Source organism: Micromonospora zhanjiangensis (assembly GCF_042650605.1).
Classification (GTDB): Bacteria; Actinomycetota; Actinomycetes; order Mycobacteriales; family Micromonosporaceae; genus Micromonospora_J; species Micromonospora_J zhanjiangensis.
Genome location: NZ_JBHSBN010000012.1, coordinates 1 through 15705 on the forward strand (window position 1 = coordinate 1; position 15705 = coordinate 15705).

A 15705-nucleotide genomic window follows, 5' to 3' on the forward strand; every position below is an offset into this window, starting at 1 on the left:
CGGGGTTCCTGGTTCTGGGTTGTCTTGGAGTGACAAACCTTGATACCGGAACTCCGCTTCTCACGTCCTGATCAACACACCCCTTGACCGCACCCGCCCACGCCTAACTGAACGGCGTTGGGGCTAGCCTCCGGCAGATCCCGACCATGTCGGGCCCGAGCCTGGCCCCGGCCCTCCGCTGGGGCCGGGGCCAGTACTTGGGCCCAGTCTGGGCGGGGCGGCAGGACGGGTCCTTGACCGTTCACCGTAACGGACCCGGTAACGGCGACGGCCCTCCAGGGGAGGAGCGGCCGACACGGGATGGCATTAGGACGTGATGCGTGATGCCGTTCTGTCCGGCTATGCAGACGTATCGAGCTTAGCCCGAGCGCCCGTCGAGATGGCCATCGCGATCGTCGGCGCCCTGATCGGGATCGGTCGTCGATTCCAACTCCGTACCGTCGAGTTGACCTTCAACGAGCCGGTCGCGGTCGTGCCGGGCAAGATCCAGGTCATCGTCCCGTACGGGTCGGGTGCGGGGATGTCCGCAGTTCGCTGCCCACCGACACCTGAATGCCTGCTCGCTTCCGGAGCGCCTGAAGCGATTTCTGTCAGATCGATGCCCCGCCCCCGGTTGATGCCGGATCACCGGCTTCTTCCCGAGCGGCGTCGGCAGCAAACCACGTCCCGTCCAGCCGGCTCGTTTGAACGGGCCTATGCCGGGGCTAAACGGGTAGAGCCGGACATGGTCAGGCTTGTGTGGCGGGGCCGTCCTCGGCGGAGGCTGTCGGATGCGGCCGGGCGGGAAAGCCGGCAGATCGCCGGGATCGCCCGGCTCCGTTGGCGGCAGTGGGAGATCCTCGCCGTGATCGCCCTGCAGGCGGGGGTGGCGGCCGGCGGGTCCTGGTGGCTGGCCCGCCACGTGGGGGGAAACCCGGACCCGGTGTTCGCTCCGTCCGCGGCGGTCGGCACGATCGTCGCGGCGCTCGGCCAGCGGACCCGCCGGACGATCGAACTGCTGGTCGGCACCGGCCTGGGACTCCTGATCGGCGACGGCTTGGTGTACTTCGTCGGCACCGGCGCCTGGCAGATCGGGCTCATCGTCACGCTGGCTCTCGGTATCGCCCTCGCCCTCGGCGGGCGCCGCGGCACCGTGATAGCCCAGGTCGGTGGTACGGCCGTGTTGATCGCGACGCTGTCGAGCAGCCACCGGAACCTTGAGCTGCCCCGGGCGGCCGGTGCGGCCGTCGGCAGTGTGACGGCCCTGATCGTGGTGGGACTGCTGTTGCCGCTGCATCCCGTCCGGGTCATCCGCCGGGCGGCCGAGCCGGTCTTCGAACAGCTCATCGAGCAGTTGTGCGCTGTCGAGCGTTCGCTGCGTGGCCGGGATCCGGAGCGGATGGAGGCGGCGATGCGGTCGCTGCGGGGGATGGCCGCACAGGTCGATCGCATGAATGAGGCGGTGCAGGGTGCCGAGGAGGTGGTGCGGATCGCCCCGGCCCGCTGGCCCCGCCGGGAGGACGTCGACTGGTACGCCCGGGGCGCCCGAAACCTGAGCCTGGTGATCGACGACGCGCAGGGCCTGGCGCGGCGGGCCGCCACGCTGCTGCGGTACGACGAACCGCTGCCGGCCGCGCTGGCGGATGCCGTCGGTTGCCTCACCGCGGCGGTACGGCAGCTCCGAGAGGTGTCGCGGCGCCGACCCGGACACGCCGAGATGCGCCGGCTCGGGATGCTGGCGGCGGTGCACGCCGGTTCGGCCGCGGGCTGCGGTCTGGGTACCTTCGGCGAGGCCGTCGTCACCCAGTTGAGGATCACCGCGAGCGACCTGCTCAAGGCCAGTGGGTGTTCGGTCCCGGGCGCCGACCGGCGGATCCGCCTGGCCACCCGGGTGGGTCACGAACGGTCGGCGGCGTGAGCCCGGCCGGTGCGGCCGCGAAGGTCAGCCCTCGTCCAGCAGCCGGCGGATCTCGGGCGCGGCGGGGTTGGCCGGGTCCACGGCGAGGAAGCGGCGCAAGGTATCCGTCGCGGCTGCGGACCGGGTGGCCCGTTGCGCGAGCCCGAGAACGAGCAACGACTGCGGATCGTCGGGTCTGGCGGCGAGGACCTGGTCGGCCAGGCCGGCGGCCTCGACCGGCCGTCCCGAGCGGACCAGGGTGAAGGCGAGGCGCAGCCGGACGCCGTCGTCGGGTCGGCTGGCCAGGACGGTCCGGTATACCTCGGCCGCCGCGTCGAACTGGCCCTGTTGCTCCAGTTGGCGGGCGAGGGCGAGTTGTCCGGGCACGGGGTCGGCCGGAACCGCCGGGGGTGGCCGGTCCCCGCCCCCGAGTGTGCCGACCACCGCGACCGCGACGACTCCCGCGACGACGGCCGTGGCGGCGAGATTCCAGACCAGCGGGAAGCGGCGGCCGGCGAGCTGTCGGTCCCGGCGGCGTCGTGATCGGTCCCGCGTCCCCGACGGCGGGTGCTCGTCCGACCTGCCTCCGGCTTTTCCGCGTCCCCGACGTCGCCCTCGCCAGATCGCGGCGCCGGTGGTGCCGACCAGGACAACGGCGGGCAGCAGCCACAGCACCAGCCCGGCACCGTGGGCCGGCGGCGCGGCCAGGACGTCCGGCCCGTACCGGTCCACCAGGTAGGCGCGGACCTGCCCGGGGGTGCGCCCCCGGGCGAGCTGGTCCGCGATCACCTGGCGCATGGCCACCGCGATCGGCGACTGGGAGTCCGCCACCGACTCGCCCTGACACGCCGGGCAACGGAGCTGGCCGGCCAACCGCCGCACCGGGTCGCCCCCCGCCTCGGCGTCGAACGGTCGCCACACGCCGACGGTGGCGGCACCGAGCGCCAGCAGCAGGACTGCCGCCAGCAGCGCGCGCCGGGCGGTCATCCCGGTTCCTCGCCCGGTCCGGGCGCCGGTTTCCCCAGCAACGGGTCGACCCGTCGCTGCAGCCAGCCGGCGGTGACGGGTCCCCGTTCCCATGCCTCGATCCGGCCGTCGGGGCCGACCAGGTACGTCTCCGGCACGCCCACCGCCCCCCAGTCCACGGCGATCACGCCGGTCGGATCGGGCAGCACGGTGAGCTGGTCGGCGCCGGTCTGTGCGAGCAGTGCCCGGGCCGCGTCCGGGCCGTCCCGCACGTCCACCCCGATCACCCGGAAACCGCGGGCGGCCCACCGTCGCTGGGCGTCGGCCAGCAGCGGCAGCTCGTCGCGGCAGGGACCGCACCAGGAGGCGAAGACGTTCACCAGCACCACGGACCCACGCAGCCCGGCGAGTTCGACCCGACCGCCGTCAAGGGTCGGTCCGGCCAACCCCGGAGCGGGCCGGCCGATCCGGTCGGCCGTCGGGTCGGCGGCACCGTCGCGGCCGAGGGCGACCGCAAGGACGACACCCAGGACGGACACGACCAGCAGCGCCGCGACGGTGGCCAGGACCCGGCGGCGGGTGATCCGCGGCGTCCGGGACATCAGCCGGTCCTCGCCGCGCCCGGCCGGGTGGATGCCCGGTCGCCGAGGCGGCTGGACCGGTGCGGTGCGGGAACGCCGCGGCGGCGTGGCCGGGCCAGGGCGAGCAGGCCGCCGAACGCGATCAGCCCACCGCCGGCCCAGAGCACCCCGATCATCGGGTTGACCGCCAGCCGGATCGTGGCCACCGACCCGTCCGCGGTGGCCGCCACCAGGGTGGCGTACCGGTCCCGGAGCGGCCCGGCGTCGATCCCCGGCACGCTGACCGTGACGTCCCGGCCCGGGTAGTAGCGCAGCGTCGGAGTCAGGACGCCGCCCGTCCCAGGGCCCTGCGTGATCGCCAGCCGGGCGCGTACCCGCATTCCGGCACCGTCGCGGACCCGGTCCAGCGTCTCCAGCCGGGCCGTGCTGCCGCCGACTCGCAGCGTGTCGCCCACCCCGAGCTGCCGCTCGGCCGAGGCGGTCCAGCCGGCCGAGGCCGCCGCCCCCACCGCGACCAGCACCACCCCCAGGTGTGCGGTCACGGCGCCGAACCGGCGGACCCGGGCGGGCCGGGAACCGTCGTGGCGCCCGGCCGCGCCGCGCACCAGACCGACCAGCGCGAACGCCGCAGCCCCGAAGGCGGCCAGCGGCAGCGAACCGGGCCGGCCGACCGTTCCGATCACCGTCACCGTCGCGGCCGCCGCCACCGCGGCCAGCAACAGCCCACTACCGTCGACTCGGGTCGTCCCCGACGGCGGCGACTCGCGCTCGGCGCGACCCGCCGACCGGTCGGGCACCGGCCGGGACAGCAGTGCCGGCAGGCCCATCAGCACCAGCAACGCGATGGCCAACGGGATGACGGCCCGGTTGAAGTAGCCGGGTCCGACGCTCGACCGGGCAGCGGAGAACGCCTCGGCGAGCATCGGGTAGACCGTGCCGACCAGCACCACCGCGGCGATGGACACCAACAGCACCCGGTTGCCGACCAGCGCGGCGGCGCGGCTCAGCAGGGCACTCGGCGCGCTGTCGCCCGCTGGTTGGCCGCGCCACCCCAGCAAGGCGACCACGGCCAGGGTGACCAGCAGGATGAATCCCAGCAGCAGCGGGCCGAGTGCCGACCGGGTGAAGGCGTGCACGCTGGGTACCGCACCGGAGCGGGTCAGGAAGGTGCCGACCAGCACCAGCAGGAAGCTCGCGGTGGCCAGTCCGACCCGCCAGCCCGGTTCGGCGTGCCGGCGCGGTCCCAGCGCCGTGTGCAGGAAGGCCGTGGTGGTGAGCCACGGCAGCAGGGAGGCGTTCTCCACCGGATCCCAGGCCCAGTACCCGCCCCAGCCGAGCACCGCGTACGACCACCAGGCGCCGAGGGTGATGCCCGCGGTGAGCAGCGCCCAGGCCGGCAGCGCCCACGCCCGGGCCGGAGCGAGCCACCGGTCCCGGCCCGTCCCGGCCAGTAGACCGCCGAGCGCGTACGCGAAGGGGATCACCAGGCCGATGTAACCGGCGTAGAGCAGCGGCGGGTGCACGCCCATGGCCGGATGCTGCTGCAACAGGGGATTCGGGCCCGGCCCGTCGGCCGGTACCGGGTCGACGAGGCGGAACGGATTCGCGGCGAACGTGGTGAGGGCGAAGAAAAAGACGCAGACCAGGCCGACCACCACCATTGCCCAACGGTGTACCGGCGCCGCGCCGGTCGGGACCCGCAGGGACAACAGCGCCGCGTACCCGGTCAGGATCAGCAGCCAGAGCAGCAGCGATCCGTCCAGCGCAGACCACAGGCCGGTCACGGTGTAATACAGCGGCACGTCCCGGCCGCCGTTCTCGGCGACGTACCGGATCGCGAAGTCGTGCCGGACGAGCGCCCACTCGAGAGCGCCCACGGCCACCGTGGCGGCCAGCAGGGTCAGCCCGGTGGCGATCCGCGCCTGCCGGGCGGTGGCGCCGATGGCCAGCGCCAGCCGCAGCCAGAGCAGGGTGGCCGCCACCGCGGCGACCAGCCCGGCGGACAGGGCCCAGCCGCCCACTCCACCGGTCACCGGGCAACCTCGGTCGGGCGGTACTCGTTGCCGTGTCGCACCAGCACCTGGTCGGCCCGGAATGTGCCGTCGGCGGTCAGCACGCCCTCCACCACGGCGTCCTGGCCCTCCCGGAACGAGGCGGGCAGCAGGCCCTCGGTGCGTACGGTCACCGCCCGGCCGCCGCCGCCGAGCCGGAAGCGCAGTTGCCCGCCGTCCGAGCGCAGTGAGCCGGGCTCGACCGTGCCGCCGAGCCGGGTCCGTTGGCCGTCGGGGTGGTCCAGCAGTTCCGCGGGGCTCCGGTAGTAGCTGAGGGTGCCCTGCAGGGCCGCCGTGACCAGCACGACGAGGCCGGCGGCCGCGAGGGCCGACAGGGCGAGACGGTGCCGGCGGCGGCGGGTCACCGTCGCCCCACCGGCACCGGTTGCTCAGGCGGGGCGACGGGCGCCGGCACCGGCACCGGCACCGGGCCGGGCCCGTCGACGAGCGCCACCGTCTCCAGCCGGGACAGCCGGTGCAGGAACAGCCAGCCCGCCAGGCCGGTGCAGGCCAGCGCGGCGAGGACGAGGCTGGCCCCCATGACCGGCTCGATCGGCGGCCGGGTCGGGCCGAGGATGGTGGCCTGCTGGTGCAGCGACCGCCACCACACGACCGAGTAGTGCACCACCGGAACGAGGCCGAACGCCACGATCCCGACGGCGGCCGCGCGCCGAGCGGCAGGGTGACCGCCGTCGTCCGCGCCGACGGCGCCGCGCAGCGCCAGATAGCCGGTGTAGGCCAGGACCAGGAGAGCGGTGCTGACCAGGCGGGGGTCCCAGGCCCACCAGGTGCCCCAGACCGCCCGACCCCAGCCCGCACCCACCAGCAGCGCCAGCACGGTGGCGCCGACGCCGACCTCGGCGGCCGCCCGTCCGCAGCGGTCCCATCGCAGGTCTCGAGTGGCGAGGTAGCCGACGCTCGCGGCGAGGACCACGCCGAAGGCCAGCATGCCCACCCAGGCGGCGGGAACGTGCAGGTACATCAGCCGCTGGATCTGACCCTGGACGGCGTCGGTGGGGGCCACCAGGCCACCGGCCGCGGCGGCCGCGGCGCCCAGCCCGGCGGCGAGCCAACCGAGGCTACGGCGGTTCGCGGTGGCGGCCGGTCCGGCCGTGAGCGGGGTGCGGACGGTTTCGGAGGTGTGCGTCGCTCTCACCGGTCCATAGTAGGACGTAAAGACTAAAAGCCCTGAAAAGTGCGAAAGTAGCGACCAGGCCGAATCCAGGGAATTACCGTCGAATGGTGGATCCCGTACCCGCGTCGCCTGCCCGTCGGATCTTTGCCCGGGTCGGGCGGCCGCTCCGCGGGACGGCGTTGCCCGTGGTCCTGCTCGCCCTCGCGGCCTGCTCGCCGCACTCGCCGTCGGCACTGGATCCTGGCGGCGCCGGCGCGAGTCGGGTGGCCGGCCTCTGGTGGCTGATGTTCTGGATCTCCGTGGTCGTGTTCGTCGAGGTCATGGCATTCCTCACCTGGGCGCTGGTCTTCCGGCGTCGGGCCCGGTCGGCGCGCAGGGGCGACCCGACCCGGTTCGTCGTCGTCGCCGGTGCGGTGCTGCCGGCCTTCGTCCTGGTCGCCGTGTACGGCGTCGGGCTCCGGGATCTCGCCGCGCTCGGGCACGGGCCCGACAAGGCCGCCGTGACGGTGGACGCCATCGGGCACAAGTGGTGGTGGGAGGTCCGGTACGCGGGCAGCCCCGGTGCCACCGCCAACGAGATCCACATCCCGGTCGGCGAGAAGGTACGGATCCGGCTCCGTACCGCGGATGTCCTGCACAGCTTCTGGGTGCCGCAGCTGATGCCGAAGACCGATCTCATCGCCGGCGAGTTGCGCGAGACGTGGCTGCGCGCCGATCGGCGCGGAGAATATCGGGGACAGTGTGCCGAGTACTGCGGGCTGCAGCACGCGCACATGGCGTTCCTCGTGGTGGCCCAGCCCCGGGCCGACTTCGACGCCTGGTACGCCCGGCTCGGTGCCGCCGCGCCCGCACCGCAGACCGATGACCAGCGGCGGGGGCAGGAGGCCTTCCTGCAGGCGGCCTGCTCCTCCTGCCATACCGTGCGGGGCACCCCGGCCACGGGACTGGTGGGACCGGACCTGTCCGACGTGGGGGCCCGGTGGAGCCTCGGCGCGGGGGCCCTGCCCAACGACGGCGGCCATCTGGGCGGCTGGATCGCCAACTCGCAGACCAGCAAACCCGGCAACGCGATGCCGCCACAGCCGGTCCCCGCGGACCGGCTGCCGGACCTCATCGCCTATCTGCGGTCGCTGCGCTGAGCCGGAAGGAGCAGAATGTCCGCCACAGCCGCCCATCCCCTGGAGGGCGCACCGCCGGAGGCGATGCGTCAACTGGAGGAGCACTGGGGCGAGGAGAAGACCTTCCGGACCTTCTTCACCACCGTCGACCACAAGCGGATCGGCCGGCGTTACCTGGTCACCGCGGGGTTGTTCTTCGGGTTCGCCGGCGTGAGCGCGATGGTCATGCGGACCCAACTGGCCGGCCCGGAGGCCGGCATCGTCTCACCCCAGGAGTACAACCAGCTGTTCACGATGCACGGCACCGCGATGATCTTCCTGTTCTCCACGCCGATGCTGTTCGGCTTCGGCAACTTTCTGGTTCCACTCATGGTCGGTGCCCGCGACATGGCCTTCCCCCGGCTGAACGCCTTCGGCTACTGGGTGTTCCTGTTCGCCGGGCTGTTCATGTGGGCCAGCGTGCCGGCCGGCGCCGCCCCGAACGGCGGGTGGTTCGCCTACGTCCCGCTGACCGAGGAGCAGAACACCCCCGGACTACACATGGACGTGTACACCCTCGGGCTGCTGTTCCTGGGAATCTCCACCACGGCCGGCTCGATCAATTTCATCGTGACCGCGCTGAAGCTCCGGGCGCCCGGGATGTCGCTCAACCGGGTACCCATCTTTGTCTGGGCGATCGTCGCCACCTCGTTCATGGTCATCTTCGCGCTGCCGGCGCTCAACCTGGACAACGCGATGCTGTTCCTCGACCGCCGGTTCGGCACGCACTTCTTCGATCCCGGCAACGGCGGCAACGTGCTGCTCTGGCAACACCTGTTCTGGATCTTCGGCCATCCCGACGTCTACATCATCGTGATGCCCGCCCTCGGCATCGTCTCGGCCGTGCTGCCGGTGTTCTGCCGGCGGGCGATCGTCGGCTACCCGCTGATCGTGCTGGCCATCGTGGCCATCGCGATCATCTCGTTCGGCGTCTGGGTGCACCACATGTTCGCCACCGGCCTGCCGCAGCTGTCGCTCAGCTTCTTCAGCGCGGCCAGCACGATCATCACGATCCCCTCCGGCATTCAGATGTTCGCCTGGCTGGCGACCATGGCACTCGGCCGCATCGTGGTCAGGGTGCCGTTCCTGTACGTCGTGGGCTTCATCGTCACGTTCGTCATCGGCGGTCTCACCGGGGTGATGTTCGCGATGACCGCCTTCGACCAACAGGTGACCGACTCGTACTTCATCGTGGCGCACTTCCACTACGTGCTGTTCGGCGGTGCGGTCTTCCCGATCCTCGCGGCCATCCACCACTGGCTGCCCAAGATGACGGGCCGGATGTTCAACGAGCGCCTCGGCCGGTGGTCGTTCTGGCTGATCCTCATCGGCATGAACGGCACGTTCTTCCCCATGCACCTGTCCGGGCTGTTCGGCATGCCACGGCGCGTCTACACCTACCCCGGCGGGCTCGGCTGGACCGGCTGGAACCTGGTGGCCACGCTCGGGGCGTACGTGCTCGCTGTCGGACTGCTGTTGGTGGTCGCGAACGTGGGGTGGACGCTGCGTCGTGGCCGGCCCGCCGGGGACAACCCGTGGGGCGGGGACAGCCTCGAATGGGCCACCGCCTCACCACCGCGTCCCTACAACTTCGCGGTGCTGCCTCGGGTCTGGACCGTGCACCCGGTCTGGGACGACCGGACGATCGACTCGATCGGTCCGGGCGCCGCCGCCGACCGGATCCTCGCCGACGGCCGCAAGACCATTTTCACGAGTGAACTCGACGGCCGGTACGAGCGGGTGGTGGAGATGCCCGAGGAGAGCCTCAAGCCGCTCCTGGTCGGCGTGGCGCTGCTGGTGTTGTTCGGCTGCCTGTTGTTCGGCCGGTACTGGGCGGCCGTCGCCGCCCTGGCGGTGGTGGCCGGCATCCTGTTCCGCTGGCTGTGGCCGCCGCGCCGCACTCCGGAGGAGGCCGGGGCGGTGAGTCGATGACCGAGCGGATCGCGGCGCTGACCGCCCCGGACGCGCTGGCCGCGGAGCAGCCGGCGGGCCGGAGCACGGGCTGGTGGGGAATGGTCATGCTCATCACCACCGAGGCGACCTTCTTCGCGGCCCTCCTCGGCAGCTACTTCTATCTGCGGTTCCAGCACGGCGGCGACTGGCCGCCGGGCGGCATCGAGGCACCCAAACTCGTCAAGCCGCTGATCATGACGGCCGTGCTCGTACCGAGCAGCGTGCCGCTGCTGTGGGCCGAGCGCGGCATCCGCAAGGGGCGGCGCTGGCGGCTGCGCGTCGGCCTGGTCGCCACCCTGCTGATGGGCCTGACGTTCCTCATCCTGCAGGGCACGGAGTACGACGAGAAGCTGCACCACTTCACCTTCACCACCAATGTCTACGGCTCGCTGTTCTACTTCATCACCGGCTTCCACGGCTTCCACGTGCTGGTCGGAATGTTGATGACGAGCTGGCTGCTCGCCGCCTCCGCCCAGGGCAGCTTCGGTTCCCGGCACCACGAGCAGGTGAGCGTCGCGGCGCTCTACTGGCACTTCGTCGACATCGTCTGGGTCGCCATCCTGTTCACCATCTACCTGAGCCCGAGGCTGTGATGACCAGCCCGGCGACGTTCCGGCCCGCTCGCACCACGGGCGGACTCCTACTCTGGTTCGCCGCCCTCGGCGGGGTACTGGCGTGGACCGCGCACGTCCTGGCCGCCTGGACTATCGATGAGCTGACCTGCGCCTCGGGCCACGAGAACCTCGCGGGCCTTCCGCTCACCGCGGCGGTCGGCCTTTCCGTTGCCGTTCCGGCTCTCGTCGCGGTCGCGGCGCTCGTGGTATCGCTCGTCGCCGTCCGACGGCTCCGCCGCACCGGGCGGGTGGCGGAGGATCAAGGGATCGGCCGGGCGCACCTGTTGGCCCTGGCGGGCGTCTTCCTGGACCTGCTGAGCCTGGCGATGATCGTGCTCGGTGGCGTCGCGGTCCTGGTGTTCCCGGCATGCCAACGATGACCGTTCTGGCACACGGTGCCGACACACGTGCGGAGTCACTGACGACGATGGCCCTGCTGGTCGGCGTGGGGCTGCTGGCCGGTGCCTACGGCCGGGGCGTGCACGAGCTGTGGCGACGACGAGGAGCGGGCGTCGTCATTCCGGGCTGGCGGGTCGTCGCCTTCGGACTCGGACTGCTGGTTCCGCTGATCGCGGTCACCGGCCCGGTGCACGAACTGGCCGAGGCGTCGCTGACCGGCCACATGAGCCAGCACATGCTGTTGCTGGTGGTAGCCGGGCCGCTGCTGGGCGCCGGCGCACCGGGGTTGCCACTCGCACTGGCCGCGCCGGCCGCCCTGCGCCGCTGCTGGGCCCGGGCGCGCGTCGGTCCGACCGGCCGGTTGCTGCGTCGTGCCGGCGTGTTGGCCGTCTGCTGCGGCCTCGCTCAGGCGGTGTCGCTCTGGCTGTGGCACCTACCCGGCCCGTACACGCGGGCCGAACGCGACCCGTGGATTCACGCGGTGGAACACGCCTGCTTCCTGGCGACCGCCGCGGCGTTCTGGGCGGCGATCCTCGGCTCGCGGCGCCACCGGCTGCCTGCACCGCTGGCCGTTCTCATGCTGTTCGCCAGCATGCTGCCAGCCTCGGCGCTGGGTGCGGTGTTCACGCTCGCGCCACAGCCGATCTATCCCGATGCGACCGATCTGGTGGACCAGCAGCGCGCCGGTCTGCTCATGTGGGTGCCGATGGACGTACTGATCCTCGGGGCGGCCTTGGCGTTGTTCCTCCGTTGGTTCGCGCCGTCCGGCCCGTCGACGCCGGCAGACCCACCCGCGACGTGCCGGTTGGAATCGCAGTCGCCGGAACCGGCGGTACTACCGGAGGGAGCACAATGAACCTTTTTCAACCTGAACCGCGCGGTGCGCAAGCCGCGTCTTCGACCTCGGCCGACGCCGGAGCGCAAGGGGAGGTTGAAAAAGGTTCAATGACCGGACCGCACGAACGGCGCGGCTGGTCGCTGGCCGTGGTCCTCGCGGCCGTCGGCCTCGCCGCGGCCTGTGCCCGGGTGGCCAGCCCTCCGCCGGGCGAGTTGTACCGCAACGGCCGGCCGGACCACGGGGCGGAGCTGATTCAACGGTACGGCTGCGGCAGCTGCCACACAGTGCCGGGGGTGGACCGGGCGAACGGCCTGGTCGGGCCGCCGCTGACCCGGTTCGGAGCCCGCTCGTACATCGCCGGCGAGCTGCCGAACAACGCGGACAACCTGCGCCGGTGGATCCAGAACCCGCAGTCGGTGGAGCCGGGCACCGCCATGCCGAATCTGGGCGTCACCGACGTGGACGCCCGGGACATCGCCGCCTATCTGTTCAGCCTGGAGTGATGGCGGATGCTGCGGACGTACGCGTCGATCGGCCAGCGACGCTCGACGGCCGGGCCGCCGGTGCCGGCGCGGCGGCGCGGCCGCGCGCTGGCCGCGCTGGCTGCGCTCGCCATGGCGGTCGCGCCCGGACCGCTGCCGGCGGCGGCCCAGCCGCTACCCCCGGCCCCGGCCACCCCCTCGGCGGTGGCCACCAGGTCCGTCCCGTCCGTGGCCGCCAGCGGGATCCCGGCCGCACCGGGCGCCGCCCCGGCGCCGGGAACCGACCTCGCCCGGGGCCGGCAGCTGTACGAACAGAGCTGCGGCAGCTGCCACGGGCCTGTCGGGCAGGGTTCCCAGCGGGGACCGTCGTTGGTCGGGGTCGGGCCGGCCGATGTGGATTTCCAGGTGGGTACCGGGCGGATGCCACTGAGCCAGGAGGCGCCGCAACCGATGCACCGGGATCCGGTGTTCACTCCCGAGGAGACCCGCGACATCGTGGCCTACGTCGTCGGCTTCGGTCCCGGCGGACCGGCGATTCCTCAGGTCAGGCCCGGCTCGCTGACCGCCGGCCGGGACATCTACCAAGCCAACTGCGCGGCCTGCCACTCCGCGGGCGGCATCGGCGCGGCGCTGACCAACGGCCGGGTGGCGCCGGCGCTGAGTCGCGCCACCCCGCTGCAGGTGGCCGAGGCGGTCCGGGTCGGTCCCGGGCTGATGCCGGCGTTCCCGCCGCAGGTCCTCACCGATCAGCAGGTCGACGCGGTGGCCAGCTACGTGCAGCAGTTGCGCGGCACCCGACTGGACCGGGGCGGCGTGTCGATGGGCAGGTACGGCCCGACCGCCGAAGGGCTGCTCGCCTGGGGGATCGGGCTACTGCTACTCATGCTGCTGGTCCGCTGGCTCGGAAGCCGGGCCGGCGAATGACGACGAGCGGATCGTCCGACGGGCGGGGGCAGCGGACGGCGGCTCGGGTCATCGCGGCCGCCTTCGGGGTGAGCGCGCTCGGGGCGGCCGGATTCGCGGCCGCGTACGCCACCGGCGGACAGACCCAGTGGGAAGGTGCGAGCCTCGCCGTAGCCTTCGCCGGCATCGCGCTCGGGCTGAGTCTGTGGGCACGCCGCCTGCTCCCCACCGGCGGGTACGTCGAGGAGCACGAGCCGTTCGACTCCCCCGCCGACGAGCGGCGCCTGGCCGCCGCGGCGCTGGCGGGCCCGGAGAGCCCGACCCGGCGGGCCGGTCTGGTGGCCGCGCTCGGCGGCGCCCTGCTGGCGCTCGGCGGCGCGGCCCTGTTCCCGCTGCGCTCGATGCTGCCGTTCGACAAGTCCCGCCCCGAGCACGCGCTCCGGCACACACCGTGGGCCGACGGCGTCCGCCTGGTCGGCGCCGACGGCACGCCGGTGCGTCCCGCGGACGTGCCCGCGGGCGCGATCGTGGGCGTCTTCCCCGAGGGGGACGTGACGGCCGCGGACGCGCCCGCCTTCGCGGTGCGGCTCGACCCCGCGGAGTTGACCGTGCCGCCACCGGGCGGCCAGGTCGACGGGGTGGTCGTCTACTCGCTGCTGTGCACGCACGCCGGCTGTCCGGTCCGGCTCTACCTCAAAGGCACCGGCCGGCTGCTCTGCCCGTGTCACCAGTCCAACTTCGACCTGCTCGCCGCGGCCCGGCCGGTGGCCGGACCGGCGGCCCGACCCCTGCCGGGTCTGCCGATCCGGCTCGATCCGGCCGGCCATCTGGTGGCCGCCGGCGACTTCACCGCGCCCCCCGGTCCCGGCTTCTGGAGCTATCCGTGATCATCGACCGGCTGGTCCGCGCCCTGGACGACCGGCTGCGCACCGCGCCGGTGCTGCGCAAGGCGCTTGCCAAGATCTTCCCCGACCACTGGTCGTTCATGCTCGGCGAGATAGCGCTCTACGCGTTCGTCGCCCTGGTGCTGACAGGCGTCTACCTCACCTTGTTCTTCGACGCGAGCACGGTGGAGAGCACGTACCACGGCAGGTTCGCACCGCTGGACGGTGCCCGCGTCTCCGCCGCGTACGCCTCGACGGTGCGGCTGAGCTTCGACGTGCGGGCCGGCCTGCTGATGCGGCAGACCCACCACTGGGCTGCGCTGGTGTTCGTCGGGGCGATCGTGTTGCACCTGCTGCGCATCTTCTTCACCGGCGCGTTCCGCAAGCCGCGCGAGCTGAACTGGCTGATCGGGGTCACCATGCTGGCCCTGGCGCTGCTCAACGGCTTCACCGGCTACTCCATGCCGGACGACCTGGTGTCCGGCCTGGGCCTGCAGATCATCTGGTCCGCGGTGCTGTCCATCCCGGTGGTCGGGTCGTGGATCGCCTTCCTCGCGTTCGGCGGGGAGTTTCCCGGGGAGCAGATTGTGCCCCGGATGTTCGTCACCCACGTGCTGATCGTGCCCGCGGTGCTCACCGCGCTGATCGGCCTGCACCTGGCGATTCTCGTGCGGCAGAAGCACAGCCAGTTCCCCGGGCCCGGCCGCACCGAGAACAACGTGGTCGGCTCGCGGTTCTGGCCCGGCTACACGGTACGGACGCTGAGCCTGTTCGCCTGGGTGCTGGCGGTGCTGTTCGGGCTCGGCGGGTTGGTCCAGATCAACCCGATCTGGATCTACGGTCCGTTCGCGCCGGGCCGCGCCACCTCACCGGCCCAGCCCGACTGGTACGTGGCCTGGGGCGACGGGGCGCTACGGCTGTGGCCCCCGGTGGAGTTCAGGATCGCCGGACACCTCGTCGCGGCGCCCTTCGTCCCCGGCGTGCTCCTCGGCGCGGTCACCTTCCTCCTGCTCTACCTCGTGCCCTGGCTGGACCGGCGGCGGCTGCGCGGCGGGCCGTCGCACCAGTTGCTCGACCCGCCGCGGGAGCATCCGGTGCGGATCGGCCTCGGGGTGGCCGGCCTGACCTTCTTCACCGTGATCCTGGTCACCGCCGCCGACGACATCATCGCGAAGCTGCTCCGCGTGCCGGTGCTGGACGTGCTCTCCATCCTGCGGGTCCTGGTGTTCGTGCTGCCGGTGCTGGCCGGCCCGCTGGCCTTTCTCATCGCCCGGGCGCTCCGGGCGAGCCGGGGACAGGGGGTGGGCTCGATCGGCCGCGAGCACCTGCGGGCGGCGGTCGACCGGCACGCCGGCGGTGACGGGCCGGCGGAACTGCTCGCCCCGGAGCTGGACCAGGTCGTCGAGGTGTGGCCACAGGACGAGCTGACCTGGCGGTGGCGGTACCGGTCGGGGAAGATCGAGCTGACCAGCAACCAGAGTTACCTGTCCCGCTCGGCGGCCGAGGAAGCCGCCCGGACGGCGTACCGCGGCCGCTCGGTGACGTTGCTGGAACGGTCCCTGCCCGCCACGCGGACGGCGCGTGGCCGGCTGCGCCGGGCGGCCCGGGCCACCGGCCGGGGGGCGACGTTCGCCGCGCTGCTCGTCGCGGTCCTGAGCCGGCGGAAGCGGCCCGACCCGGCGCCCCGGCGGCCGGATCCGTTCGACGACCGCCCGGATCCGGAGTGATCGCTGACGTGTCGGCGACCATGGGCCGGGTGGTTCCGGCTGCCACCGAGGCAGTCCGGGACGGGCTGCGCGGCAGACCCGGGCGTGGCGCACCGGGCGGCGACGAAGCAGCCGGCCCGGGCTGCCAGGAGGCTAGCTT

15 protein-coding genes are annotated in these 15705 nt (G+C 72.8%); 10 read left to right on the forward strand and 5 right to left on the reverse strand.

Annotated elements, in window-relative coordinates; all coding sequences use genetic code 11:
* Positions 1-724: 724 nt before the first annotated feature.
* On the forward strand, positions 725-1897 hold the full coding sequence (locus ACFOX0_RS18310; RefSeq protein WP_377547400.1) for an FUSC family protein: 1173 nt from the start codon (positions 725-727) through the stop codon (positions 1895-1897).
* 24 nt (positions 1898-1921) lie between these two features.
* Here the strand turns inward: ACFOX0_RS18310 and ACFOX0_RS18315 are convergent, their stop codons facing one another.
* The 5 genes from ACFOX0_RS18315 to ccsA are packed head-to-tail and all read right to left on the reverse strand — an operon-like array spanning position 1922 to position 6630.
* Entirely contained in the window at positions 1922-2863 is a 942-nt protein-coding gene (locus ACFOX0_RS18315) for a cytochrome c-type biogenesis protein CcmH (protein ID WP_377547402.1), read from the reverse strand.
* Positions 2860-3444, reverse strand: a complete 585-nt coding sequence (locus tag ACFOX0_RS18320) for a TlpA family protein disulfide reductase (RefSeq protein WP_377547404.1) — start codon at positions 3442-3444, stop codon at positions 2860-2862. The genes ACFOX0_RS18315 and ACFOX0_RS18320 overlap by 4 nt, the downstream gene beginning before the upstream one ends.
* Positions 3444-5456: a heme lyase CcmF/NrfE family subunit gene (locus tag ACFOX0_RS18325; RefSeq protein WP_377547406.1), complete on the reverse strand. Its 2013-nt coding sequence runs from the start codon at positions 5454-5456 to the stop codon at positions 3444-3446. The genes ACFOX0_RS18320 and ACFOX0_RS18325 overlap by 1 nt, the downstream gene beginning before the upstream one ends.
* A complete protein-coding gene (locus tag ACFOX0_RS18330) occupies positions 5453-5839 on the reverse strand; it encodes a cytochrome c maturation protein CcmE (protein WP_377547408.1) in 387 nt (128 codons plus the stop codon). The genes ACFOX0_RS18325 and ACFOX0_RS18330 overlap by 4 nt, the downstream gene beginning before the upstream one ends.
* A complete protein-coding gene (ccsA, locus tag ACFOX0_RS18335) occupies positions 5836-6630 on the reverse strand; it encodes a cytochrome c biogenesis protein CcsA (protein WP_377547410.1) in 795 nt (264 codons plus the stop codon). Before ccsA ends, ACFOX0_RS18330 begins: the two co-directional genes overlap by 4 nt.
* Positions 6631-6716: 86 nt before the next feature.
* Between ccsA and coxB the strand changes: the two genes are divergently transcribed.
* The 9 genes from coxB (at position 6717) to qcrB (ending at position 15566) form a co-directional block, all read left to right on the forward strand.
* Positions 6717-7748 (forward strand): cytochrome c oxidase subunit II, encoded by a 1032-nt coding sequence (gene coxB, locus ACFOX0_RS18340; protein ID WP_377547411.1) that lies wholly within the window; start codon positions 6717-6719, stop codon positions 7746-7748.
* Between the two features lie 15 nt (positions 7749-7763).
* Complete coding sequence (ctaD, locus tag ACFOX0_RS18345) at positions 7764-9698, forward strand: cytochrome c oxidase subunit I (RefSeq protein ID WP_377547413.1); 1935 nt, start codon at positions 7764-7766, stop codon at positions 9696-9698.
* On the forward strand, positions 9695-10312 hold the full coding sequence (locus ACFOX0_RS18350; protein ID WP_377547416.1) for a cytochrome c oxidase subunit 3: 618 nt from the start codon (positions 9695-9697) through the stop codon (positions 10310-10312). The genes ctaD and ACFOX0_RS18350 overlap by 4 nt, the downstream gene beginning before the upstream one ends.
* A complete protein-coding gene (locus tag ACFOX0_RS18355; protein WP_377547418.1) occupies positions 10312-10713 on the forward strand; it encodes a hypothetical protein in 402 nt (133 codons plus the stop codon). The genes ACFOX0_RS18350 and ACFOX0_RS18355 overlap by 1 nt, the downstream gene beginning before the upstream one ends.
* Positions 10710-11588, forward strand: a complete 879-nt coding sequence (locus ACFOX0_RS18360) for a cytochrome c oxidase assembly protein (RefSeq protein WP_377547420.1) — start codon at positions 10710-10712, stop codon at positions 11586-11588. The genes ACFOX0_RS18355 and ACFOX0_RS18360 overlap by 4 nt, the downstream gene beginning before the upstream one ends.
* An 89-nt stretch (positions 11589-11677) precedes the next feature.
* The gene (locus ACFOX0_RS18365; protein ID WP_377547422.1) at positions 11678-12073 is read left to right on the forward strand and encodes a c-type cytochrome; all 396 of its coding nucleotides are present in this window, start codon (positions 11678-11680) and stop codon (positions 12071-12073) included.
* A 6-nt stretch (positions 12074-12079) separates the two neighbouring features.
* Positions 12080-12976, forward strand: a complete 897-nt coding sequence (gene qcrC, locus ACFOX0_RS18370; RefSeq protein ID WP_377547424.1) for a cytochrome bc1 complex diheme cytochrome c subunit — start codon at positions 12080-12082, stop codon at positions 12974-12976.
* Complete coding sequence (locus ACFOX0_RS18375) at positions 12973-13842, forward strand: QcrA and Rieske domain-containing protein (protein WP_377547426.1); 870 nt, start codon at positions 12973-12975, stop codon at positions 13840-13842. Before qcrC ends, ACFOX0_RS18375 begins: the two co-directional genes overlap by 4 nt.
* A complete protein-coding gene (qcrB, locus tag ACFOX0_RS18380) occupies positions 13839-15566 on the forward strand; it encodes a cytochrome bc1 complex cytochrome b subunit (RefSeq protein ID WP_377547429.1) in 1728 nt (575 codons plus the stop codon). Before ACFOX0_RS18375 ends, qcrB begins: the two co-directional genes overlap by 4 nt.
* Positions 15567-15705: the final 139 nt, after the last annotated feature.

Bases quoted from the DNA above. Each gene is read 5' to 3' on its own strand.
- ACFOX0_RS18310 (WP_377547400.1), top strand. From the start codon at position 725: ATGGTCAGGCTTGTGTGGCGGGGCCGTCCTCGGCGGAGGCTGTCGGAT.
- ACFOX0_RS18315 (WP_377547402.1), bottom strand. From the start codon at position 2,863: ATGACCGCCCGGCGCGCGCTGCTGGCGGCAGTCCTGCTGCTGGCGCTC.
- ACFOX0_RS18320 (WP_377547404.1), bottom strand. From the start codon at position 3,444: ATGTCCCGGACGCCGCGGATCACCCGCCGCCGGGTCCTGGCCACCGTC.
- ctaD (WP_377547413.1), top strand. From the start codon at position 7,764: ATGTCCGCCACAGCCGCCCATCCCCTGGAGGGCGCACCGCCGGAGGCG.
- ACFOX0_RS18350 (WP_377547416.1), top strand. From the start codon at position 9,695: ATGACCGAGCGGATCGCGGCGCTGACCGCCCCGGACGCGCTGGCCGCG.
- ACFOX0_RS18355 (WP_377547418.1), top strand. From the start codon at position 10,312: ATGACCAGCCCGGCGACGTTCCGGCCCGCTCGCACCACGGGCGGACTC.
- ACFOX0_RS18360 (WP_377547420.1), top strand. From the start codon at position 10,710: ATGACCGTTCTGGCACACGGTGCCGACACACGTGCGGAGTCACTGACG.
- ACFOX0_RS18365 (WP_377547422.1), top strand. From the start codon at position 11,678: ATGACCGGACCGCACGAACGGCGCGGCTGGTCGCTGGCCGTGGTCCTC.
- qcrC (WP_377547424.1), top strand. From the start codon at position 12,080: ATGCTGCGGACGTACGCGTCGATCGGCCAGCGACGCTCGACGGCCGGG.
- ACFOX0_RS18375 (WP_377547426.1), top strand. From the start codon at position 12,973: ATGACGACGAGCGGATCGTCCGACGGGCGGGGGCAGCGGACGGCGGCT.